Below are 19,313 nucleotides of genomic sequence, written 5' to 3' on the forward strand. Positions count from 1 at the left end.
ATCGCTGGAGCACTCAGCCCGGCCCAGCCTTTCTCCAGGACGAAGCCGCGAATGTCGCCCTCGTCATCCTTGCCCCAGACCACAAACACATCCGCGATAGGGCTATTGGTGATCCACATCTTGCTGCCGCTCAGGCGATACCCACCCTCGACCTTGCGCGCCCGGGTGATCATCGCACCCGGATCGGAACCGTGATCAGGCTCGGTGAGGCCGAAACAGCCGATCCACTCGCCGGACGCCAGTTTTGGCAGGTACTTCTGCTTCTGGGCCAGGGTGCCGAACTCATTGATCGGCACCATCACCAGAGAAGACTGAACACTCATCATTGAGCGATAGCCCGAATCGACGCGCTCCACTTCCCGCGCAATCAGTCCGTAGCTCACGTAATTCAGGCCGCTGCCGCCGAACTCTTCCGCAATGGTCGCACCCAGCAAGCCGACCTCGCCCATTTCACGAAAAATGGCAGGATCGGTCTGCTCATGACGAAAGGCTTCAAGCACCCGGGGAGCGAGCTTGCTTTGGGCGAACTGTTCAGCACTGCGCATCACCATGCGCTCTTCTTCTGTGAGCTGTTGATCCAGCAGCAGCGGATCAATCCAGTTGAAGCTTGCTTTACCACCCATGACTCACTCCTCGCGTCGCTCGCAAATGTTGTGAAGTGATCCTAGACCCGCTTTCACAAGGCGACAAACGACGATTACTCAAGCTCTTGTGCTAATTTCTCACTCCGTGATTCGTATAAACGCCAGATCTATCAACGACGAGTGAGGCCAGCGTACATGCGGCGAAAAATACCCAGCACAGCCGCACTCGTCAGCTTCGAGTCCGCCGCTCGCCACGAGAGCTTTACCAAGGCGGCACACGAACTGTCGCTGACCCAGAGCGCCATCTGCCGGCAGATCGGCAGCCTGGAAGAATTCCTGGGCATCGAACTGTTCCGACGCTCCAGGCGTGGCGTGAAGCTGACCGAAGCCGGCCTTTCCTATAGCCGTCGCGTTGCCGCGCAATTGGATGCGGTGGAGCGCGACACGCTGTCGATCATGGGTCAGCAAGGCGCCAGTGTGATTGAACTGGCGGTCGTGCCCACCTTCGGCACGCAATGGCTGCTGCCACGGCTCAAGGATTTCCAGCAGCGCCACCCTGAAGTCACGGTCAACCTCACCAACCGGACTCGCCCCTTCCTGTTTGCCGATACGGATTTCGACGCCGCAATCTACTTTGGCGATGCCGACTGGCCGGGCACCGAGGCCCATCGCCTCATGAGCGAGAACCCCATGCCGATCTGCAGCCCGGCTCTCATGCAAGGACGGCACAGCCTGGATACCAGGCAAATCGCCGAGATGCCACTGCTGCAACAGACCACGCGGCCTTACGCCTGGCGACAGTGGTTCAACGCGCAGCACCTGAATATCCCTCGCGACATGACAGGCCCTCGGTACGAGCTATTCTCCATGCTTGCCCAGGCAGCCATGCACGAGATGGGAATTGCCCTGATTCCTCCCTTTCTGATTCAACGCGAGTTACAGGAAAAGCGACTGGTCATTGCCAACACCCATGCACTCTCCAGCATCAAGGCCTATCACTTGATGATTCCGGAGCGAAAAGTCGAATCAGCGTCTCTGCGCGCATTCCGGGATTGGCTGATCGATCAGGCAAAAGACTACAGGCTGCCACCAGCAAGGGATTGAGCACCGAAACCAGAAAGTAGTGATGCCTTATAAACACCTACAAATATAAGGTTTTGTCGCTTGAGGACAATCTTTCACCATGACGCAAAAATTGACTGATGCTCTTTATTTACGGGGTCTTTGGCTGTTTTTGAAGCGTTTCGGGCAAATCCCTGAAAAATTCCTCTTTTCCACAATTTTCAGATGGAATCTCCTGATAGGCCTATAAATAAAGGCTTACAGCCATCACTTGCGACAATAGGTCACAGGATGACTTGTAGTTAATTTATAGTCTCGTTACAGAATGTGTTGAAGCGCCCAGACTTCAATTGCAGAATGCTCCGCCCCCAAGGCTTTCAAGGCCTGGGGGCATGCTGATCGGCCACCCCAGATGCACCAGCCGTAGTGCGCTGGCCTATTTATGAAGATAAAAAGATCACGCAGGAGATTTGACGTGCACATTGGTGTTCCTCTTGAAACCCAAACGGGTGAAACACGGGTTGCTGCCACCCCGGAAACCATCAAAAAGCTGATCAGCCAAGGCCATAGAATCACTGTGCAAAGCGGAGCGGGCATCCATGCCAGCGTGCCAGACAGTGCCTATGAAGCGGCGGGCGCCACCATCGGTGGAGCAAGCGAAGCCTTCGCAGGTGAGCTTATCCTCAAGGTCACAGCCCCCAACGACAGCGAACTGGCTCTGATAAAGAGCGGCACGATCGTCATCGGGATGCTTAACCCGTTCAATAACGAAACCATCGCCAGGCTGGCCGAACGCGGCATCACCGCTTTCGCCCTGGAAGCGGCGCCGCGCACCTCCCGTGCGCAAAGCCTCGATGTGCTTTCGTCCCAGGCCAATATCGCCGGCTACAAGTCCGTACTGCTGGCAGCCCATCACTACCCGCGCTTCATGCCGATGCTGATGACTGCTGCAGGCACCGTGAAAGCCGCTCGGGTTCTGGTGCTCGGTGCCGGTGTTGCCGGGTTGCAGGCCATTGCCACGGCCAAGCGACTGGGCGCTGTAGTAGAGGCTTCCGACGTGCGACCTGCTGTCAAAGAGCAGATCGAGTCTCTGGGTGCCAAATTCATCGACGTACCGTACGAAACCGATGAAGAGCGCGAGTGCGCCGAAGGGGTTGGCGGTTACGCACGTCCAATGCCTGCGAGCTGGATGCAGCGTCAGGCCGTCGCCGTGCATGAGCGCGCCAAGCTGTCTGACATTGTGATCACGACCGCACTGATCCCAGGCCGCAAGGCACCGGTGCTGCTCAGTGCCGAAACCGTGGCACAGATGAAGCCCGGCTCGGTAGTCATCGATCTGGCCGCGGCACAAGGCGGCAATTGCCCGCTGACAGTGGCCGATCAGGTGGTGGTGGAGCACGGCGTGACCCTCGTCGGCCATACCAACCTGCCCGCCCTGGTCGCGGCTGACGCCTCGGCGCTGTACGCACGCAACCTGCTGGACTTCATGAAGCTGCTGTTCGACAAGGACGGCCAGTTGCAGATCAATCTCGAAGACGACATCGTCGCCGCGTGCCTGATGTGCCGCGACGGCCAAGTCATTCGCAAGAACGGCTGAGGACAAGACAATGGAAGAGTTGATCTCCCCTGGTATCTATAACCTGATCATTTTTGTACTGGCGATCTATATCGGTTACCACGTGGTCTGGAACGTGACGCCTGCCCTGCATACGCCGCTGATGGCCGTGACCAACGCCATTTCCGCCATCGTGATTGTCGGCGCAATGCTCGCTGCCGCCCTGACGGTCACGCCGCTGGGCAAGATCATGGGCACGCTTGCCGTGGCCCTGGCTGCCGTGAATGTGTTCGGCGGTTTTCTGGTCACCCGGCGCATGCTGGAAATGTTCAAGAAAAAAGCACCCAAGGCAAAAGACGAGGTGCAGAAGTAATGAGCATGAATCTGGTCACCCTGCTGTACCTGGTCGCTTCGATCTGCTTCATTCAGGCGCTTAAAGGACTCTCGCACCCTACAACTTCCCGTCGCGGCAACCTGTTCGGCATGCTGGGCATGGGCCTGGCCGTGATCACCACCGTCGGCCTGGTCTTCAAGCTGGCGGCCCTTTCGACCGTCGAAGGCACCAGCGCGGGCATTGGCTATATCGTGGTCGGCCTGCTGGTCGGTGGCACGGCGGGGTCGATCATGGCCAAGCGTGTCGAGATGACCAAAATGCCGGAGCTGGTCGCCTTCATGCACAGCATGATCGGTCTTGCAGCGGTGTTCATTGCGATTGCCGCCGTCGTGGAGCCACAATCGCTGGGCATCGTGCGCAACCTTGGCGATGCGATACCCACCGGTAACCGCCTGGAGCTGTTCCTCGGCGCCGCCATCGGGGCAATCACCTTTTCCGGATCGGTGATCGCCTTCGGCAAGCTGTCGGGCAAGTACAAATTCCGTCTGTTCCAGGGCACACCGGTACAGTTTGCCGGGCAGCACAAGCTGAACCTGATTCTCGGGCTGGCCACGCTGTTCTTTGGCCTGACGTTCACGTTCACCGGCAACCTGACCGCCTTCGCAATCATGCTGGCCCTGGCCTTCGTGATCGGCGTGCTGCTGATCATCCCGATTGGCGGCGCGGACATGCCCGTGGTGGTGTCGATGCTCAACAGCTATTCGGGCTGGGCAGCGGCAGGTATCGGCTTTTCGCTGAACAACTCGATGCTGATCATTGCCGGCTCGCTGGTGGGCTCTTCGGGTGCGATTCTGTCCTACATCATGTGCAAAGCCATGAACCGCTCATTCTTTAACGTGATCGGTGGCGGCTTCGGCGGCGCAACCGAAGCCGGTGGCCCGGCGAATGCCAAGGAAGCGCGTCCGGTCAAATCCGGTTCGGCCGACGATGCTACTTTCCTGCTGACCAACGCCGACACCGTGATCATCGTCCCGGGCTACGGCCTGGCAGTCGCACGGGCGCAGCATGCACTCAAAGAACTGACTGAGAAGCTGACCCATCACGGCGTCACCGTGAAATACGCCATCCACCCGGTAGCAGGCCGTATGCCTGGGCATATGAACGTGCTGCTGGCCGAGGCCGAAGTGCCTTATGACCAGGTGTTCGAGATGGAAGACATCAACTCCGAGTTCGGTCAGGCCGATGTGGTGCTGGTGCTGGGCGCCAACGACGTGGTCAACCCGGCAGCCCGCAACGACCCCAAATCGCCGATTGCCGGGATGCCGATTCTCGAAGCCTTCAAGGCCAAGACGATCATCGTCAACAAGCGCTCCATGGCCAGCGGTTATGCCGGTCTGGACAACGAACTGTTCTATATGGATAAAACCATGATGGTGTTCGGAGACGCCAAAAAGGTGATCGAGGACATGGTTAAGGCTGTGGAAAACGCTTAGCCTCAATTCGCTTCAGAAAAGCCCCAGTGCGTTCTGCGCCTGGGGCTTTTTTACATTCCGCGTAACAGTGTTTTGCCTTGAAAGGCCCTGATTAGAGGCCTCCAATGCGACCTTGGTCGCGGGACGGAAAATCCCTGAATCTCTAGACTTGACCCTCGCTTCCACCTTCGAGACAGAATCCATGTACCGCGACCGTATCCGCTTGCCTTCTTTGATGAGCAAGGTAATGAGTGCAGCAGATGCCGCTGCCTTGATTGAAGATGGCATGACCGTCGGCATGAGCGGCTTCACCCGCGCCGGTGAAGCCAAGGCCGTTCCCCACGCATTGGCCGAACGCGCCAGAGTGTCGCCACTCAAGATCAGCCTGATGACCGGCGCCAGCCTGGGCAACGATCTGGACAAGCAGTTGACCGAAGCCGGCGTGCTGTCTCGTCGCATGCCCTTCCAGGTCGACAATACGCTGCGCAAAGCCATCAATAACGGTACGGTCATGTTCATAGACCAGCACCTGTCCGATACCGTTGAACAGTTGCGCAACCGCCAGATCAAGGCAGTGGATCTGGCCGTCATCGAATGCGTGGCGATTACCGAAGAAGGCCATCTGGTGCTGAGCACTTCGGTCGGCAACTCGGCCAGCTTCGCGATCCTGGCCAAGCAGGTGATCGTGGAGATCAACCTGTCACAGCCGCTGGAGCTGGAAGGCCTGCACGACATCTATATCCCCAGCTATCGGCCGACCCGCCTGCCGATTCCGGTCCTGGATGCCGACTCACGCATTGGCAGCAGCGCCGTGAAGATCGACCCGGCAAAGATCGTCGGTATTGTCATCAGCGATCAGGGCGACTCACCTTCAACTTTACTGCCGCCGGATGCCGAGACCCAGGCCATCGCCAACCATCTGGTGGAGTTCTTCAAGAAGGAAGTGCGCGAAGACCGGCTGACCAACCAGTTGATGCCGTTGCAGGCCGGGATCGGCACCATCGCCAATGCCGTGATGCACGGCCTGCTGGATTCGCCGTTCCATGACATGACCATGTATTCCGAAGTGCTGCAGGACTCGACTTTCGACCTGTTCGATGCCGGCAAACTGAGCTTCGCATCCGGCAGCTCCATGACCCTGTCCGCCGCCAAGCACGAGCAAGTGTTCTCGGATTTCAATCGCTACAAGTCACGCCTGGTGCTGCGCCCCCAAGAGATCTCCAACCACCCTGAAGTCATTCGCCGCCTGGGCATTATCGGCATCAACACGGCACTGGAATTCGACCTGTACGGCAACGTGAACTCGACCCACGTCTGCGGTACCCGGATGATGAACGGCATCGGCGGCTCCGGCGACTTCTCGCGCAATGCCCACCTGGCCATCTTCGTCACCAAATCCATCGCCAAGGGCGGTTCGATTTCCAGCGTGGTGCCGATGGTGAGCCATGTCGACCACACCGAGCACGATGTAGACATCCTCGTGACCGAGCAGGGCCTGGCCGATCTGCGCGGCCTGGCACCTCGCGAACGCGCACGGATCATCATCGACAATTGTGTGCATCCAGACTATCGCGAGGCTCTGAATCAATACTTTGCGGCCGCCTGCGCCATCGGCGGACACACCCCGCACATCCTGCGCGAAGCACTGAGTTGGCACATCAACCTGGAAGAGACTGGTCGCATGCTGCCGACCTGAGGAACACAGTTGCAAGTGAGCAAGAGGTTTCTTGGCTCACTTTCCAGTGTCACTCAACCTATCTTAAAAAAACTGTACTTCTGTACCGGTCAAAAAACGGCTAAAAACAGCAAAACCCACCACGCCCGACCACAAAATGCACCATATAAGTGCTCACCGGTACAGTTGCCCCATTTATGAACAAAACAGTGCCTATAAACAGTTAACTGAACCATCACAATACAAATGAACTGTGTCTATAGATACTGGCCGACTGAGAGGAAGATAGGCACCAGTCAAGTCATTCTCTAAACCCGCCACAAGCGGAAGGAAGTCACACCATGGAACGTACAGTCAGTTCCGACCTGTTCAACGAAAGCACCGTCAACACCGCTCAAGCTGCATGGCCTCTGCGCGTACTCGCCAACCTGATGCTCTGGCAGCGTCGTCTCTCCAGCCGCCACCAACTGGCTCGCCTGGATGCACGTCTGCTCGCCGACGCAGGTATCAGCGAAGCACAGCGTTACGAAGAGCTGAGCAAGCCGTTCTGGCGCTAACTCAAGCGCCCGCTGGTCCAGACCTCACAGGTCTCTCACCAGCACCCCAAATTGTTTAACACAAGGCCCGTCTCAGACAACCGAGACGGGCCTTGTCGTTTGTGGACTGAAATATCCCGGAACAGGTACAGTTTTACCAACAGGAATAAATACCTGTACAGTTTGGCGCACGGCGGCTGACACCCGGGAAGCCTCATTCGCTACCAGCAGAGATGCAGAGAATGTACGGGGGCTCTTCCCGGATAAATCCGGTTCCACGTAAACCATTCGCCTACCGGCCTGCACCCTGCAATGACAATCTCATGACGGCTGCGATAGGCTAATGCCCACTCCGTCACACTTTGGAATTCCACCATGACTCTGTTCCGTATCCTCGCTGCAGCCGCACTGCTGACAGCGGCTGCCAGTGCAAGCGCCACCAGCTTCATCGTCACTACCGATGCAGTCGTGGGCGCAGTGGCAGCTTCCAGCGAAGCCACTTCCGATGCCTCTTCTTCCTTGAGAGACGACAAGATCGTCCGTGCCGCCCGTGACGAAGCTGCCAGCTTCGTGGCCAGCGAAGGCGACATCCGCGGTGCTCAACTGGAAGGCGCGTTCCAGCACATTCGCCAGCAATACCCGAACCTGAGCGCAACAGATACACAACTGGCCCAGGCCATTCTGGCCATCTAAGCCAGTCCTGGGGTAGCTCCAGGGCTGGCATTGCGCTAGCCTTGGACCTCGTTTTTCCAGCCATTGAAAGCCATGCGTTTATTACCTCTTCTGTTTGCAGCTCCAGTCGCCAGCCTGATCTGGGTCAGCCCGGCTCAGGCCTTTGATACGACGACACAGAGCCTGGTCATTACCGGATACGTCACCACTCAGGTCACCACTGCGCCTTTCGACAGAAAACTGATCCTGGCCGCTCAGGATGATGCAGCGGCGTTCGTTGCCACTGACGGCCAGATCCGCGGTGTCCGACTGGAGTCAGCATTGCGCAACCTGCGAAACACCCAGTCAAAACTTCATGCCAGCGACCTTGAACTGGCAGAAACAATCCTCGTCCAATAGTCACTTTCGACCTCTTTGCGTAACTGGAGACGTTACATGCGTACCCCGCTGATTGCCGCTACCCTTGGCCTGCTAGTAATGGCAGACATTGCCCAGGCCCAGACCGTCGTGGCCACGAGCAATATCATCGTTCGCGCTTTCGGTCGTTCCATCGACTTCACCTCGGACACCACGACCTCCATTCGCGACTCCAAGGTCGTTATCCAGGCCAAAGACGACGCCGCCAGCTATGTCGCCAGCGACGGTGACATCCACGGCGCGCAACTCGATGCCGCTTTCGATACCCTGCGCACCCGCGTGCCTGAAGCACGTGATGCCAGTGACCGGACACTGGCCGAAGCCATTCTCGCTCTGTGAGACGACTTGGCGCCTGGCTGCTTGCCGGCGCATTGTCGCTGGTCGCACCCCATGCTCTTGCCAGCCTGACGCTTGAGCTGCAGACCGACGACCTGACCCCAGCCCAACAACATGCGAGCCAGACACTCCTTGATGAAGCCATGCGCGCCCTGCCGCCAAGCTTCATCAAGGATCTGGACCGGCGTGTTGAAGTGCGCTGGTCCGGCGATATGCCTGAAAACGCCTATGGCCAGGCTGCCGGTCCCTACCAGCTTTATCTCAATACAAAACTGCTGGCGCCGTTGACCGACGGCTCGGCAGCCACCACCCAGACCGGACGCCCTCACGGCACGGTCCGGCGTGAAATGCTCGCCACGGTTCTGCACGAGCTGACCCACGTCTACGATCGCGCCCGCCTGTGGTCTTCAACGCAGCGCGCCCTGATTTTCCGCTGCTCACGCCAGAACAGTTCAGCAGGTAACATTGGCCTGCCTGACAGTTGCCGTGGCGAAACCGAGCGACGCTTCACCCTGAGCGATGATCCGCGCCTGCTGGACCTGGCAGGCTGGCCGCAATATGTCGGCCGACGCGGCGAGCGGGAGGAACACAACGGGCAGGTCGCACGCAGCCCGGACATCTACGAAACCACCAGCCCGCTGGAATTCGTGGCCGTGAACATGGAGTACTTCCTGCTCGACCCGGCCTACGCCTGCCGCCGTCCGGCCCTGTACGCCTACTACAAGGAACATTTCGGCTGGGCTCCGCCGCAGAAAGACGAGTGCCCGTCCTTCTTCCCGTACCTGAATGCGGGGAGCGATTTCGGACGCGAACCTCTGGGCAAGCTTGATCCGGAGCGGGTCTATGAAGTCGACTACCTGCTGGCTGAAGCCAACCAGAACTGGGTAAGCCGCTGGGGCCACAGCATGTTGCGCCTGGTGATCTGCAAGCCGGGACGACCACGCGGGCCTGATTGCCGCCTGGACCTGGATCAACATCTGGTCCTGTCTTACCGTGCATTCGTGGGCGATGTGCAACTGTCCAGCTGGGACGGCCTGATGGGAGCTTATCCGTCGCGACTGTTTGTGCTGCCGCTGGCCCAGGTCATCGACGAATACACCAAGACCGAACTGCGCAGCCTCGCCTCCGTGCCGATCAAACTGTCCCGCCCGGAAATCGAAGGGCTGGTGCAACATGCGGCCGAGATGCACTGGAGTTACGACGGCAACTATTACTTCCTGTCCAACAACTGTGCTGTGGAAAACCTCAAGCTGCTACGCAGCGGCACCCACAACCCCAAACTTGTCGGCCTGGACAGCATCCTGCCCAACGGTTTGCTGGAAGTGCTCAAAGGCCGCGGTCTTGCCGACACCAGCGTGCTGGACGATCCAAAGGAAGCGCTGCGCATGGGTTATCGCTTCGACTCCTATCGCGACCGCTATCAGGCGATGTTCGAGGTCTTGAAGAAGCATCTGCCCATCCCGCAGACCACCGTCGAAGACTGGCTGCTGCTGTCAGCCAAAGAACGCAGCCAGTGGTTCGATAAAGCCGATCTGCGCACCAGTGCCGCCATTCTGCTGCTGGAACAGGCAAGCCTGCGCCGGCAATTGCTGCTGGCCCAGGACGAAGTGAAACAACGCTATCTCGGAGCAAGGGAACAGAAAGACGGCAGCGTCTCCCAGGCGTCAAAGACGCTGCAAGAGATTCTCGCCAGCAGCGGCTTTCTCAGCCGTCCAGCCGAATTGCTGGGCAGCAGCGGTTATGGATTGCCACAGGCGGGCGAGTGGCAGCGACTTGAAGCAGAGAGCAGCCAGCGCCAGAAGCAATTGAAGCGTCTGACCGGCGATCTCGACAAGGAAGTACGTGCCTTGCTTGAGCCGGAACGCGCCACTGAAATCGCGGCCAACGAAGCCAATCTCAAACAGATGGGTGAACATTTGCGCGAGCTTCACAAAGCCGCAGGCGGGTTGCAGCTGCCTTGAATCAGTTGGCCTTCTTTTTCGGTTTCAGGTATTTGGTCAGGCCCTGAAACCACATCACCAGCGAAGTATTGCCCTTGATCTGGATGTCCTTGTCCTGAATCCCCTTCATGAACGCCAGTTGCTTGTTACTGGCCTGCATCGTGGCAAACCCGAAGGCCGCGTCGCGAAAGACAATGGCGAATGCAGGTTCGGCAACCACGCCACCGGCACTGCGGATGCGCTGGCCACTGACGATGAAATGACGAGCGACCTTGCCATCGGCAGTCTGCAACTGAAAGGTCAGCTCCTTGTCGGCAAGCTGCTGCTGAAACGCAGGATTGGTACGGCTGGCCCGAGCCATCAGAAGGCCCAGCATCCAGAGCAGGAAACGAAACTTCATACACATTGCCTCAGCAGAAAGTCAGCCCGGTCAGAGCGATTGGTGAGGCAGTGTAGCGGGTTATTGGCGGCAATCCTGTAGGACAATCGTGTTTTTCGGCGAAGATCGAATCATTTCTTATAAACGCAATCCTGAGCAATAAAAAACGGGCACCCCATCCAATGGGTGTGCCCGTTTCAATGACTGCTCGCCTCCCGCCAAGGCGCGCAGTGAATGTTATGGATTGACGCTGTCTTTCAGAGCCTTGCCAGGCTTGAAGGCAACGGTATTGCTGGCTTTGATTTTCACCGGTTCACCCGTTTGCGGGTTCTTGCCGGTGCGGGCACCGCGATGGCGTTGCAGGAAGGTACCGAAGCCCACCAGGGTCACGCTGTCCTTGCGGTGCAGTGCGCCGGTGATTTCTTCAAGAATGGCGTTGAGAACGCGATTGGACTGTTCTTTGGTGAGATCCGCTTTTTCAGCAATAGCGGCTGCAATATCTGGTTTACGCATGTATGAAGCCTCTTTACGGTTTTTTGTTTTTATGTCCCGTACTGCCTGGGTAAAGCAGCGACAAGGTGCCGCGACGGCTCTACGTAGCGGCAGACGTAACCGAGGATGGCATGCCGTTGAGGCACGCGCCAGTACATGCTTAACGTTTATAGGACGAAAAAAGCGACATATCCGACAAAACGCCCCATATTCAGGGCAATAGAGGGGGTAACGTCTTGTTCAGGGCCAGTTTCTCCGACACTGAGGCTCCCGTCAGGGCGTAGCCCAGCAACTGGCCTTCGGCGTCATGACACACGGCCTTGATGTCCGCGCCCTCGCCTTCGACACTCCAGCTTCCTTCGGTCCCGCGAGGAGGTGGCGAAACCACCAGAGGGCAAACCGGCGTCTTTACGGTGATAGGCATCGGGCCATATTTCACTGCCGTCGGCGTACCGGCGAGTGTCTGCGCCAAGGCACGGGCACAGCTCATCAACGGCATGACGTACAACAGGTTCAGACCATCGACCTCAGCACAATCGCCCAAGGCATAGATGTTGGCGTGCGAGGTCTGCAGGTGCCGATCAACCACGACACCGCGCCCGGTGAGTAAACCGGCAGCAGCAGCCAGATCGACTCGTGGACGCAGGCCGATGGCCGAGACGACCAGATCGCAGGCAATCACCTGCCCGTCGGACAGGTGCGCTTCAAGTGTCTGTTCATTGCGCTGAAGACGGCTAAGGATCGGCCCCAGATGGAAACGGGCGCCAATACCTTCGAGCCCCGCCTGCACCGCAGCCGCAGCAGCGGGAGGCAACAGGGTCGGCATGACCTGCTCGCAGGGCGCGACCAGATCGACCTCATAGCCGCCAAGGATCAGGTCGTTGGCAAACTCACAACCAATCAGGCCTGCGCCCAGGATCAGAACCCGCTTTTTGCCTGCCGCCGCCTCGCGGAAGCGGGCGTAATCTTCAAGATCGTTGATGGGGAAAATGGCGTCCTGCGCATCCCCTTCCACAGGAACCCGAATGGTTTCCGCGCCCCATGCCAGCACCAGATCGCGGTAGTACACCGCCTCTTCGCCGATCCACAGTCGCTTGTGGCCGGGATCGATGCCGCTGATGCGGGTATGGGTGCGAACGTGCGCCTTGAGCTGATCTGCCATGGCGCCGGGTTGTGCCATGCTCAGTTCGTCGGCTTGCTTGTTCTTGCCAAAGCCGGTGGACAGCATGGGCTTGGAGTAGGAGCGGCCATCATCGGCCGTAATGAGCAACAGCGGTGTTTCGCCGTCCAGTTTGCGAAACTCACGGGCGAGGTTGTAGCCCGCAAGGCCGGTACCGATGATGACGACAGGTGCGCTCATTACTTCTCTCATCAAAAAAGTGTGGGAAGCCGCTTGCTGGCGAAAAAGGCCAGTGAAGCCGGCAGATATTCTGCTGGATCAGCCGATTTCAATCATTTCAAAGTCGATCTTGCCGACACCGCAATCCGGGCAAAGCCAGTCTTCGGGTACATCTTCCCAGCGAGTGCCGGGCGCAATACCGTCATCGGGCCAGCCATCGGCTTCGTTGTAGATAAGGCCACAGACAATGCATTGCCACTTTTTCATGGTTCGGGTCCCTCGATGATCAGGCTAAATACTGGCGCAGCGGTCTATTGCCACTGGCTCGTGTTTCTGGAGTCAAATCCCCGCGAGGGTTGTACTGTCCACAGCACTCATATGCAAGCCTGTTTGTGATACCAGGTGCACGACCAATCGTCGGTCAGCCCCGGCAATCATGCTAAGCTCCCACTTCTTGTTGACTGCCGATAATCGCTTACCGTGTCCCAGCAAAACCCCGCATTGCCTGCCCCCGTATGGCTTGAACACGAGCAACTGGCCAATGTGCCGGGGCCCTTGATTCTCGACTGGCTGTTCAATCAGGACTCCCTGACCCGACGCCTGACGCGCCTGTCGTCAGACGGCTTCAGCGTCACGCTGCTGTTTGAAGGCTGGCAGCCGTTGCGCCCCGACGAATGCACCGCTCTTGAGCTACCCGAGGCCAGTCTGGGCTGGGTGCGTGAAGTGTATTTGCGCGGTCGCGGCGAAAAGTGGGTATTCGCCCGCAGCGTCGCGGCCCGCAGTGCCTTGCTCGAAGGCGGCTTGAACATGGATGAACTGGGCACACGCTCGCTGGGCGAGTTACTGTTCAGCGACAAGGCCTTCGAGCGCGGCCCGCTGCAAGTCTGCCGCTACCCTGAGGCCTGGCTGCCCGAAGCGGATGCCACCAGCGATCTGTGGGCTCGCCGTTCGTGCTTCAGCCGTGGCCCGCTGAGCGTGCTGGTTGCCGAGATTTTTCTGCCCAGTTTCTGGAACGCCCTCAAGAACGAGGAACACTCCTGATGTACCTGTCGTTGCTCAAATCCCTCAATCGCCTGAACCCTCGCGCCTGGGACTTCATCCAGCTGACCCGCATCGACAGGCCGATTGGCGTCTACCTGCTGCTATGGCCAACGCTCTGGGCCTTGTGGATTGCCGGTGAGGGCTCACCCTCGCTGGCCAATGTGCTGATTTTCGTGACCGGCGTGTTTCTGATGCGTGCCGCCGGCTGCGTCATCAACGACTTCGCTGACCGCAAGGTGGATGGCCATGTAAAACGCACCGAGCAGCGCCCGCTGGTCAGCGGCAAGGTCAGTTCGCGGGAAGCACTGGCGCTGTTCGCCATTCTGGTGACCCTGAGCTTCCTGCTGGTGCTGCTGACCAATTCGACGACTGTCTGGCTGTCGTTCGGCGGGCTGGCGCTGGCTGCCTGTTATCCGTTCATGAAACGTTATACCTATTACCCGCAAGTGGTACTGGGTGCTGCATTCTCGTGGGGAATGCCCATGGCCTTCACCGCAGAAACAGGCGCATTGCCTGCCGCCGCCTGGCTGCTTTACATCGCCAACCTGTTGTGGACCGTGGCCTACGACACTTACTACGCCATGGTGGACCGCGACGACGATCTGAAAATCGGCGTGAAATCCACTGCCGTGCTGTTCGGGGATGCCGACCGCATCATCATCCTGACGCTGCAAGGCCTGGCACTGGGTTGCCTGATACTCGCTGGCATTCGCTTCGAGCTGGGCGCCTTTTTCTACACAGGCCTGCTGGTGGCCGCCGGCTGTTTTGCCTGGGAGTACTGGAGCACCCGCCTCAAGGACCGGGACGCCTGTTTCAAGGCTTTCCTGCATAACCACTGGGCCGGACTGGCCATCTTCCTGGGGATTGTGGCGGACTACGCACTGCGCTGATTTCGGCCCTCGTGCTAGCCTCATCTCAAGATGTCACACGACTGCAATATTTCCGTTATCTAATGCGCCCCAAGACAGTTAAATGACAAGAGGTTCGAGCATGGCTGGCAGGAGCATCCTGATCGTTGACGACGAAGCCCCCATTCGTGAAATGATCGCCGTCGCACTGGAAATGGCTGGCTATGACTGCATGGAGGCGGAAAACTCCCAGCAGGCCCACGCAATCATCGTCGACCGCAAGCCAGACCTCATCCTGCTGGACTGGATGCTGCCCGGCACATCCGGTATCGAGCTGGCGCGACGCCTCAAGCGCGACGAACTGACCGGTGACATCCCGATCATCATGCTGACGGCCAAGGGCGAAGAGGACAACAAGATCCAGGGCCTGGAAGTCGGCGCCGACGATTACATCACCAAGCCGTTCTCCCCACGGGAGCTGGTTGCCCGCCTGAAAGCCGTGCTGCGCCGTGCAGGCCCGAGCGATGGCGAAGCGCCGATAGAAGTCGGCGGCCTGCTGCTCGACCCGGTCAGCCACCGCGTGACCATCGATGGCAAGCCTGCGGAAATGGGCCCTACCGAATACCGTCTGCTGCAGTTCTTCATGACCCACCAGGAACGTGCCTACACTCGCGGCCAATTGCTGGATCAAGTATGGGGAGGCAACGTGTATGTCGAAGAGCGTACCGTGGACGTCCACATCCGGCGCCTGCGCAAAGCCCTGGGTGATGCTTACGAGAATCTGGTACAAACCGTGCGCGGCACCGGTTATCGCTTTTCCACCAAAAGCTGAGAGCCGTTTGCGTAGAGACACAAGGCAGCGGCCAATGTGTACCCGTCAAGGATGTACCTTTAATTGAATCGAAACTGGCACGGCACGCTGATACGCCACATGTTGCTGCTGGTCACCGCCTGCCTCGTGGTCGGCCTGATCAGTGGCGAGTACGGCTGGAGCCTGGCTATCGGGCTGGGGCTTTACCTGGCCTGGACCCTCAAGCAACTGCTGCGCCTGCATGAATGGCTGAGCAACCACAGCACTGACGAGCCGCCACCTGACGGCTATGGCCTGTGGGGCGAAGTCTTCGACAGCATCTATCACCTGCAACGCCGGGATCAGCGCGTACGGGGTCGCCTGCAGGCGGTCATCGACCGGGTCCAGGAATCCACCGCAGCCTTGCGCGATGCGGTCATCATGCTCGACAGCGAGGGCAACCTGGAATGGTGGAACCGCGCTGCCGAAACGCTTCTGGGCCTCAAGACGCCTCAAGACAGCGGCCAGCCGGTCACCAACCTGGTACGCCATCCACGCTTCAAGGAATACTTCGCGCTGGGCAACTACAGCGAGCCGCTGGAAATCCCCTCGCCAACCAAGGACCACCTGCGCATCCAGTTGCTGATCACCCGCTACGGCAACAACGAGCACCTGATGCTGGTGCGCGATGTCACGCGGATCCATCAACTGGAACAGATGCGCAAAGATTTCGTCGCCAACGTTTCCCACGAGCTGCGCACGCCGCTGACAGTGATCTTCGGCTATCTGGAAACGCTGCTCGACAACGTCGAAGAGGTCAATCCGCGCTGGGTGCGGGCCTTGCAGCAGATGCACCAGCAAGGCGGGCGCATGCAGACGCTGCTCAACGACTTGCTGCTGCTGGCCAAGCTCGAAGCCACTGACTACCCCTCGGACAACCATCCGGTCGCCGTGGTGACACTGCTCAAGACCATCAAGGCCGACGCCAAGGCGTTGTCAGCCAGCAAGAATCACCAGATCACCCTCGATGTGGAAAGCGACATGCAGCTCAAGGGCAGCGAAACCGAGCTGCGCAGCGCATTTTCCAACCTGATCTTCAATGCCGTGAAATACACGCCAGCGGAAGGCAATATCCGTATTCGCTGGTGGACCGATGACCGCGGCGCACACCTGAGCGTGCACGACTCGGGCATCGGCATCGAAACCAAGCACCTGCCGCGTCTGACCGAGCGTTTCTATCGCGTCGACACCAGCCGCGCCTCCAATACCGGCGGTACCGGCCTGGGCCTGGCGATCGTGAAGCATGTGTTGCTGCGCCATCGCGGCACACTTGAAATCAACAGCGTAATGGGCAAAGGCAGCGTATTTACCTGCCATTTCGCCGCCATTCAGTTGGCAAAACCCGGAGATGTGGATCCAGACTACTAGGCAAGCTCGCTGCGAGCCGCTACATTGCCTCGTTCATGGCGCCATTTCCTGTGCCGCACGCCCTTATCTTTGAATACAACGGATTCCGCAAAACCCCACCATGGACCCATCCCCTAGTTTCACGACGGCTTCACTCTTCGCCGATTTCGGCATGATTCTTTTTGCACTGTTCCTGGTCCTGCTCAACGGCTTCTTCGTTGCAGCAGAGTTCGCCATGGTCAAACTGCGCTCGACCCGCGTCGAGGCCATCGCCAAGAAAAACGGCTGGAGCGGCCACATCCTGCGCACGGTTCACGGGCAACTGGATGCCTACCTGTCGGCCTGCCAGTTGGGTATTACCCTCGCGTCTCTCGGCCTGGGCTGGGTCGGTGAACCTGCCTTCGCCCACTTGCTGGAACCGCTGCTCAGTGCGATGGGCGTGGAATCCGCAGAAGTGATCAGAGGCGTGTCGTTCTTCACCGCATTCTTCATCATTTCCTACCTGCATATCGTGATCGGTGAACTGGCGCCCAAATCCTGGGCCATTCGCAAGCCCGAGCTGCTGTCGCTGTGGACCGCCGTGCCGCTGTATCTGTTCTACTGGCTGATGTACCCGGCCATCTACCTGCTCAACGCCAGCGCTAACGCTATCCTGCGCATTGCCGGTCAGGGCGAGCCCGGCCCGCATCATGAACACAGCTACAGCCGCGACGAGCTGAAACTGATCCTGCACTCCAGCCGTGGCCAGGACCCCAGCGATCAGGGCATGCGCGTGCTGGCTTCGGCCGTGGAAATGGGCGAGCTGGAAGTGGTCGACTGGGCCAACTCCCGCGAAGACCTGGTTTCCCTGGATTGCAACGCACCGCTCAAGGAAATCCTGGCCCAGTTCCGTCGTCACAAATTCAGCCGTTATCCGGTCTACGATGCCGAGAACAACGAGTTCGTCGGCCTGCTTCACATCAAGGATCTGCTGCTGGAACTGGCGGCACTGGACCATATTCCGGAATCCTTCAACCTCTCCGAACTGATCCGCCCGCTGGAGCGCGTCTCACGGCACATGCCGCTGTCGCAACTGCTGGAGCAGTTCCGCAAGGGTGGCGCGCATTTCGCGCTGGTGGAAGAAGCTGACGGCAAGATCATCGGCTACCTGACCATGGAAGACGTGCTGGAAGTGCTGGTCGGCGACATCCAGGACGAGCACCGCAAGGTCGAACGCGGCATCCTCGCCTACCAGCCGGGCAAGCTGCTGGTACGGGGCGATACCCCGCTCTTCAAGGTCGAACGCCTGCTGGGCATCGATCTGGACCACATCGAGGCCGAAACCCTGGCCGGCCTGATCTACGAAACCCTGAAACGGGTGCCGGAAGAGGAAGAGCAGATGGAAGTCGAAGGCCTGCGCATCATCATCAAGAAGATGAAAGGTCCGAAGATCGTGCTGGCCAAGGTGCTGAAGATCGACTGATAGCGTTCGCTCCGTGGGAGCGAATTTATTCGCGAAGCCCTAATTCCCGCCCACGGCGAAATTGGGCAGGCTCTGGACCGGCGAGGCGAATTCATAGGGAATGGATTCCAGCGCCTGACCCGTATTGCGCTGGATGACAAAGTGCAAATGCGGGCCGGTGCTGTTGCCGGTATTGCCAGAGCGCGCCAGCGGGCTGCCGACGCGCACTTGCTGGCCTTCCCTGACACTCACCGAGCCACGCATCAGGTGCAGATAGACGCCCATAGTGCCGTCATTGTGCAGGATTCGCACGAAATTGCCTGACGGGTTCGAGCCTCGGCCAGTCTGATTGTTCTCGACCTTCACTACCGTGCCTGCACGCGCCGCGATGATGGGCGTGCCTTCCGGCATGGCGATGTCCATCGCGTAACGCCCCTTCGGGCCGTAATGGCTGTATTTGCCGCCAGGCCCCTGAGTCAGTCGGAACGGCCCGCCCACCCACGGCAAAGGATACTTGTAGGCCTGCGTAGCCCGCTTAGAGTCTCCCAGAGTGGAAGTCAGTATCGAGGCGTAGTTCATGGCCTTGCCCGTCTGTTTGGGGCTCAGCACGATCATGCGTTCGTTACTGCGCGCAGGCACGGTGCGGCGAATGGTTGACGACGATCCCGTCACCCCGAGCACGTTGCTCAGCCCGGAAAGCTTGAGCTCAACCTCGACCGGCGCATACAGATCGTTGCGCACATAAAGGCTGTGGACACCGCCTTCCTTCTTGACGCTCAGATGCACCTGCTTCTCGAAATGCTCGACCATCCGGTCCCTGAACACCACGACAGAAGCACCGGGTGCAGGACGGTCGGAAAACGAAACGACGCCATCTGCATCGACGGTTTTATAAATCGTGACCGCACCCGCCGTTTGTACGGCCAGCGTCAGGGCAGTCAGGATCAGCAGGCGTTCAAGCATCAGAAATGTTCTGGGTCACGGACAAGAGCG

General features: G+C 58.9%; 21 protein-coding genes (1 of these 21 running past the window's edge). 15 read left to right on the top strand and 6 right to left on the bottom strand.

Annotated features, from left to right (window positions below):
• Positions 1-623, bottom strand: the 5' portion of a protein-coding gene (locus KGD89_RS25330) for an acyl-CoA dehydrogenase (RefSeq protein WP_025262523.1). It extends 559 nt beyond the left edge of the window; 623 of the gene's 1,182 nt are visible here — the first part of the coding sequence; its start codon is at positions 621-623; the stop codon falls past the left edge of the window.
• A gap of 156 nt (positions 624-779) precedes the next feature.
• Here KGD89_RS25330 and KGD89_RS25335 point away from each other — a divergent pair, with 156 nt between their 5' ends.
• The 10 genes from KGD89_RS25335 to KGD89_RS25380 all read left to right on the top strand — a co-directional run bounded on the left by KGD89_RS25335 (position 780) and on the right by KGD89_RS25380 (position 10,604).
• Entirely contained in the window at positions 780-1,688 is a 909-nt protein-coding gene (locus KGD89_RS25335; protein WP_025262524.1) for a LysR family transcriptional regulator, read from the top strand.
• 433 nt (positions 1,689-2,121) lie between these two features.
• Positions 2,122-3,243, top strand: a complete 1,122-nt coding sequence (locus tag KGD89_RS25340; protein ID WP_025262525.1) for a Re/Si-specific NAD(P)(+) transhydrogenase subunit alpha — start codon at positions 2,122-2,124, stop codon at positions 3,241-3,243.
• Between the two features lie 10 nt (positions 3,244-3,253).
• Positions 3,254-3,574, top strand: a complete 321-nt coding sequence (locus tag KGD89_RS25345) for an NAD(P) transhydrogenase subunit alpha (protein WP_025262526.1) — start codon at positions 3,254-3,256, stop codon at positions 3,572-3,574.
• Positions 3,574-5,028: an NAD(P)(+) transhydrogenase (Re/Si-specific) subunit beta gene (locus KGD89_RS25350; RefSeq protein WP_025262527.1), complete on the top strand. Its 1,455-nt coding sequence runs from the start codon at positions 3,574-3,576 to the stop codon at positions 5,026-5,028. Before KGD89_RS25345 ends, KGD89_RS25350 begins: the two co-directional genes overlap by 1 nt.
• A gap of 181 nt (positions 5,029-5,209) precedes the next feature.
• A complete protein-coding gene (locus KGD89_RS25355; RefSeq protein WP_025262528.1) occupies positions 5,210-6,703 on the top strand; it encodes an acetyl-CoA hydrolase/transferase family protein in 1,494 nt (497 codons plus the stop codon).
• 320 nt (positions 6,704-7,023) lie between these two features.
• Positions 7,024-7,239 carry a DUF1127 domain-containing protein gene (locus tag KGD89_RS25360; protein ID WP_025262529.1) on the top strand — a complete coding sequence of 72 codons (216 nt, stop codon included), beginning with the start codon at positions 7,024-7,026 and terminating at the stop codon, positions 7,237-7,239.
• A 354-nt stretch (positions 7,240-7,593) separates the two neighbouring features.
• Positions 7,594-7,911, top strand: a complete 318-nt coding sequence (locus KGD89_RS25365) for a DUF2388 domain-containing protein (RefSeq protein WP_025262530.1) — start codon at positions 7,594-7,596, stop codon at positions 7,909-7,911.
• A gap of 72 nt (positions 7,912-7,983) precedes the next feature.
• Positions 7,984-8,289, top strand: a complete 306-nt coding sequence (locus tag KGD89_RS25370; protein WP_025262531.1) for a DUF2388 domain-containing protein — start codon at positions 7,984-7,986, stop codon at positions 8,287-8,289.
• A gap of 36 nt (positions 8,290-8,325) precedes the next feature.
• Positions 8,326-8,646 carry a DUF2388 domain-containing protein gene (locus KGD89_RS25375; RefSeq protein WP_025262532.1) on the top strand — a complete coding sequence of 107 codons (321 nt, stop codon included), beginning with the start codon at positions 8,326-8,328 and terminating at the stop codon, positions 8,644-8,646.
• Positions 8,643-10,604: a DUF7844 domain-containing protein gene (locus tag KGD89_RS25380; protein WP_025262533.1), complete on the top strand. Its 1,962-nt coding sequence runs from the start codon at positions 8,643-8,645 to the stop codon at positions 10,602-10,604. Before KGD89_RS25375 ends, KGD89_RS25380 begins: the two co-directional genes overlap by 4 nt.
• Before the next feature lies 1 nt (position 10,605).
• Here KGD89_RS25380 and KGD89_RS25385 read toward each other — a convergent pair whose 3' ends face one another.
• The 4 genes from KGD89_RS25385 to KGD89_RS25400 all read right to left on the bottom strand — a co-directional run bounded on the left by KGD89_RS25385 (position 10,606) and on the right by KGD89_RS25400 (position 13,060).
• Positions 10,606-10,983, bottom strand: coding sequence for a helicase (locus KGD89_RS25385; RefSeq protein ID WP_025262534.1), 378 nt, complete (start codon positions 10,981-10,983; stop codon positions 10,606-10,608).
• Between the two features lie 216 nt (positions 10,984-11,199).
• Positions 11,200-11,475 (bottom strand): HU family DNA-binding protein, encoded by a 276-nt coding sequence (locus KGD89_RS25390; protein WP_025262535.1) that lies wholly within the window; start codon positions 11,473-11,475, stop codon positions 11,200-11,202.
• A gap of 190 nt (positions 11,476-11,665) precedes the next feature.
• On the bottom strand, positions 11,666-12,814 hold the full coding sequence (locus KGD89_RS25395; RefSeq protein WP_025262536.1) for an NAD(P)/FAD-dependent oxidoreductase: 1,149 nt from the start codon (positions 12,812-12,814) through the stop codon (positions 11,666-11,668).
• Between the two features lie 78 nt (positions 12,815-12,892).
• The gene (locus KGD89_RS25400; protein ID WP_025262537.1) at positions 12,893-13,060 is read right to left on the bottom strand and encodes a rubredoxin; all 168 of its coding nucleotides are present in this window, start codon (positions 13,058-13,060) and stop codon (positions 12,893-12,895) included.
• 213 nt (positions 13,061-13,273) lie between these two features.
• On the opposite strand from KGD89_RS25400, the gene KGD89_RS25405 reads away from it, so the two are divergent.
• The 5 genes from KGD89_RS25405 to KGD89_RS25425 all read left to right on the top strand — a co-directional run bounded on the left by KGD89_RS25405 (position 13,274) and on the right by KGD89_RS25425 (position 18,341).
• A complete protein-coding gene (locus KGD89_RS25405) occupies positions 13,274-13,834 on the top strand; it encodes a chorismate--pyruvate lyase family protein (RefSeq protein ID WP_025262538.1) in 561 nt (186 codons plus the stop codon).
• On the top strand, positions 13,834-14,724 hold the full coding sequence (ubiA, locus tag KGD89_RS25410; protein ID WP_025262539.1) for a 4-hydroxybenzoate octaprenyltransferase: 891 nt from the start codon (positions 13,834-13,836) through the stop codon (positions 14,722-14,724). Before KGD89_RS25405 ends, ubiA begins: the two co-directional genes overlap by 1 nt.
• Before the next feature lie 100 nt (positions 14,725-14,824).
• Positions 14,825-15,514 carry a phosphate regulon transcriptional regulator PhoB gene (gene phoB, locus KGD89_RS25415; protein WP_025262540.1) on the top strand — a complete coding sequence of 230 codons (690 nt, stop codon included), beginning with the start codon at positions 14,825-14,827 and terminating at the stop codon, positions 15,512-15,514.
• A gap of 99 nt (positions 15,515-15,613) precedes the next feature.
• A complete protein-coding gene (gene phoR, locus KGD89_RS25420; protein ID WP_236249438.1) occupies positions 15,614-16,900 on the top strand; it encodes a phosphate regulon sensor histidine kinase PhoR in 1,287 nt (428 codons plus the stop codon).
• A gap of 100 nt (positions 16,901-17,000) precedes the next feature.
• Positions 17,001-18,341: a hemolysin family protein gene (locus KGD89_RS25425; protein WP_025262542.1), complete on the top strand. Its 1,341-nt coding sequence runs from the start codon at positions 17,001-17,003 to the stop codon at positions 18,339-18,341.
• Between the two features lie 39 nt (positions 18,342-18,380).
• Here KGD89_RS25425 and KGD89_RS25430 read toward each other — a convergent pair whose 3' ends face one another.
• Positions 18,381-19,283 carry a peptidoglycan DD-metalloendopeptidase family protein gene (locus tag KGD89_RS25430; RefSeq protein ID WP_025262543.1) on the bottom strand — a complete coding sequence of 301 codons (903 nt, stop codon included), beginning with the start codon at positions 19,281-19,283 and terminating at the stop codon, positions 18,381-18,383.
• Positions 19,284-19,313: the final 30 nt, after the last annotated feature.

The organism is Pseudomonas cichorii, assembly GCF_018343775.1.
GTDB lineage: Bacteria > Pseudomonadota > Gammaproteobacteria > Pseudomonadales > Pseudomonadaceae > Aquipseudomonas > Aquipseudomonas cichorii.